General features: G+C 23.7%; 3 protein-coding genes. 1 reads left to right on the top strand and 2 read right to left on the bottom strand.

Annotated features, from left to right (window positions below; all coding sequences use genetic code 11):
• On the top strand, positions 1–2,486 hold a 2,486-nt coding region (locus tag GBZ86_RS17305), incomplete at its 5' end, for a carbohydrate-binding protein (RefSeq protein WP_170272256.1).
• A 75-nt stretch (positions 2,487–2,561) separates the two neighbouring features.
• Here GBZ86_RS17305 and GBZ86_RS13165 read toward each other — a convergent pair.
• Positions 2,562–3,254: a hypothetical protein gene (locus GBZ86_RS13165; protein ID WP_152891357.1), complete on the bottom strand. Its 693-nt coding sequence runs from the start codon at positions 3,252–3,254 to the stop codon at positions 2,562–2,564.
• Positions 3,247–3,936: an ATP-binding cassette domain-containing protein gene (locus GBZ86_RS13160; protein ID WP_152891355.1), complete on the bottom strand. Its 690-nt coding sequence runs from the start codon at positions 3,934–3,936 to the stop codon at positions 3,247–3,249. Before GBZ86_RS13160 ends, GBZ86_RS13165 begins: the two co-directional genes overlap by 8 nt.
• Positions 3,937–4,342: the final 406 nt, after the last annotated feature.

Below are 4,342 nucleotides of genomic sequence, written 5' to 3'. Positions count from 1 at the left end.
ATACTGGTGAAGTATATAATATACCTAATACTAAGACTAATACTGTTGCGTATAACACAACAATTACTTTAGAAGAAGGAGATAATTCTATTAGGTTTTATGGAAATGGTGAAAGTTTAGTACCAGATTTATATAGTATAAAGATAGAGCAAATTTTTATGGCATCATCAGATTTACTTTATAAATTTTATCTTGGAGAACTTAAAAATAATGCAAAAATAGATGATGATACAGGTTTTGTAAAAATTGATAAAAAAGGTAATGGATATGTTATATTAAAAGTTAAGGTAAGTACATCAGCTTTATATGATTTGCAAATTCAATATATATCGGAGTTTTCTGATAGTTATATAAAATTAGATGTAAATAATTCCTCAACTAAAATAGCTTATAATTTACCTATGACTGGTGGAATGAGTAATTCTAAAACAGAAATTTTTATTATTCCAAAAATTTCATTAAAATCAGGAGAAAATACTTTAAAATTTTATGGAGATGGTATAAATCCAGTAGCAGAATTAGGAACACTTAATATTGTTAAATCACCACCACTTGGAACTACTTTACCTTCAGATGATATTTATGTAAAGAATGGAAAGTTAGAAAATGGAGCAAAAATTTCTGCTTTTTCTAAAAATTTTGTAGAGGGAATAGGTGGAGTTAAAGATGGATTTGTAATTTTAAATATTCCTATAAATTTTTATAGAATATATAATTTAACAATAGAATATTTAACAGATGGAGATAATAGAAATTTGTTTGTAGATATTAATGGTAAAAATACAGGAACCTTATATACTTTGCCGAAAACAGATGGACTGCAAGAATCTTATGCTAAAAGATTTTCTATACCTGCTGAATTAAAAAGAGGAGTAAATACTATTAAATTTTATGGAGATAAAGTTAATGGAGCACCAATTTTAGGAAGAATTTTTATTAATAGTGATTTAGAACTAATAACTTATAATTTATCTAAAGGAATTTTAGAAAATGGAGTAATTGTAGATAAAAATACAAACTTTGTTACCAAATTAGGAGGAAGCACAGTTGGTTCTTCAACGGTAGAAGTACCTATTGTTTTTAAGGGTTCTTATTATTTAACTATTAAATATTTATCACCAAATTATAATAGTTTTTTAAAAGTAGATGTAAATAATATAAATACAGGAACAGTTTATAATTTTATAAAAACATCAAGTGCTTCAATGGAAGATGCCAAAAGTTTTTCAATGAAAATAAAATTAGATTCAGGAAGAAATTTTATTAAGTTTTATGGTATTAAAGATAAAAAATCTCCAGATTTAGAGTCTTTTATAATTACGGATAACAGCATTGTTAAAAGTTATAAACTTATAGAAATGGCTATTTTAGAAAAGTCTAAAAAAAGTATGATAAATGGTTATGTATGTGGTATAGGAGGAAGAACTAATGGATCTGCCACCATAGGTGTTAATGTTGATACAGAGGGAGTTTATAATCTTACATTTAAATATTTTAGTCCTAAAATTTCAAAGCCTCTTAAATTGGCTGTTAATGATGTAAAACTTAAAACAACATATAAGTTACCAGCAACTTATATATTAGATGAAAACAAAGCAAATTTTTTTACAGTACCTATTAAATTAAATTCAGGAGATAATATAATAAAATTTTATGGTAATAGAAGTAAAGAAGGACCTCTTATTGGAGATATTACAGTGAGTTTGAATGTAGATCCACCCTTAACAATTTATAAAATTTCAGATGGAATTTTAAAAGGAAAAGTTTCTGTTGATACACAAACAGGCTTAGTAAATGATATTGGATTAGACAAAAATAGTTATGTGATTTCAACTGTAAATGTAGCTTCCACAGGAGTTTATAAGTTAGAAATACAATATTTAAGTGCTGATTCTCAAAGAAGTTTATTATTAGATATTAATGAAGAATCAATTAAGAAAGAATATAAGGTACCTGCAACCATTAATTGGGAAGTAAGTTCTGTTAGAATATTTTCCATTGAAGTTAAACTATTTGCTGGGAAAAATACAATTAAATTTTATAGTAAAGATTCAACTTATGCTCCTTTGCTTGGAAATTTTACTATTAAACCTAGTTTAAGGTCTGCAAGAATATTACCTATAAACACTTATGATTTAGCAGAAGGTAACTTACAAAATGGAGCTATGGTAGATTATACTACTGGGTTAGTAACTAATCTAGGAGGAGATAATAATGGATTTGTAACAGTAACAGTTAATGTAAAAGATACTGGTTTATATAGTATGACTTTAGATTATTTAGCTAAGGAGCTATTTTATACTTTTATTATGGAAGTTAATAATAATTTTGATGGAGATATTTATCAAATTCAACAAGGAAAAAATAAATTTCATAAAGATATAATTTTAAATAAAGGAGACAATACAATTAAATTTATAGGAAATAGAAAAATTCCAAGTCCTGATCTAGGTCTTATGGAAATCAATCCCCTTGTTAAAATATAACAAATAAAAAAGTGTAGATATAAAAAAACTCATTATGAAATTTTTATTCACAATGAGTTTTTTATAAATTATTTTTTATTTATACATTTTCTCTACATATATCCAAGATATTGAAAAGATAATAGCACTAAAAATAACAAATATGCCTATTAATAAATAGATATAAGTGGTACCATTTTGCATATTTAAATTAAATTTATTAAAACTAAACATAGTTATTGAAACCATAAGTATATTTAATATTATACAAAAAATTAAAGTTATATACCATTTTATATTTTTAGCAAAGGTAAATATTATAGCAGCTATAATTTGAAGCTGAAAAGCTAAAAGCACAAATATAGTTGAAACTGTTAATATTATATTAAAAATAAATACATTCTTAAAGCTAAAAGGTACATATTGTGTATGGATTATAGATGATATTATTACTGAAATTAATACAAAACTTAAATATACTATTAACCATGTAGGTAACCCTTTTAAAAATAACTGTTTTTTACTATAAGGTAAATGAGATACTCCTACATTAACATTTCTTTTAAAATAAATAGGACTTAATCCTATAAAAGATGCTAATGGAAAAAATGCTAAAACATAAACAGAAGCATCTACAACTTTAGTACTAATACTTACAAAGAAATTTATTATAGAATTAGAATTTCCTTTAAATATTATTGCAAATATACCACAGATAATAGCAAGAAGCATATAACCTATAGAAGTACATTTAAAACCCCAATTCCAATCTCTTTTAATATTAAGCATTACTGTATACCTCCTTATATAGGGAAACTACAGATTTCCCTTTCATTCTTAAATCTTCTACTAGTATATTCTCCACTAACTTCCCTTCTTTTAATAATAAAACTCTATCCAACATTTTTTCTATATCAGAAACTAAGTGGCTAGATAATATTATAGTGCTTTCAAAGCTAAAATTATCTAATATCATTTTAATTAGTTCTTCTCTAGCAATAAGATCAATAGATGCTAAAGGTTCATCCATTATATATAAAGAACCTTCTATAGATAATGCTAAAGCAAGATGATACTTTTCATTTTCACCTTTAGATAAATTTTTTACATGAGAATTTAAATTTATTTTAAAGGTATTTAGCATGTCTAAGCACTTTTCTTCTTTAAAGTTTTTGAAGAATTCTTTATAATATTCTATTCCATTTTTAACTTTCCAACTATTTGGTATTATAGGAGTATCGTTAACATATCCTATAAGTTCTTTGAGTTTAGGTTTAAATTTTTCACCTTGAAAATAATAATTTCCATTATCTAAAGAAATATGTCCACCTAATATTTTTAATAAAGTACTTTTTCCCTCACCATTAGGTGCTAATAATCCTATGATTTCACCTTTATTAATTTCTAAATTAAAGTTATCTAATATAATTTTATTTTTATATTTTTTATTAACATTAACTAATTTAATCATATTAAAAGACCCCCTTAGTTTATTTTTAGATTATTTATATTTTTAAAAATATAAGTTATTTCTATAATTATCATAATTATTAAAAATGTAGGAAATAATAATGGATGTAAATTTAAGTAATTAAATAGATTTAAAATAATACTCCAAAAACATATAGAAGCTAAAAATGATAGAAGGCACCAAAATATATTAGCTTCTGTTCCTAAAGAACTATTTTTACATTGCATGTCTATAATTATTACAAATAAAAAGCTAAAAAATATAGAAATATTACTTGTAAAAAAGGAAATAATAAAGTTTAAATCTTTTAAATAAAAAACAAAATTATTTATTCCTAAATTTAAAATTATAAAAGTTAAATATATAAAAACATACACTAAATATAAAATTCCACACTGTTTAAAAA

Origin of the sequence: Clostridium tarantellae (assembly GCF_009295725.1) — a bacterium.
GTDB lineage: Bacteria > Bacillota > Clostridia > Clostridiales > Clostridiaceae > Sarcina > Sarcina tarantellae.
This window is presented reverse-complemented; position numbering and strand designations above follow the sequence as displayed.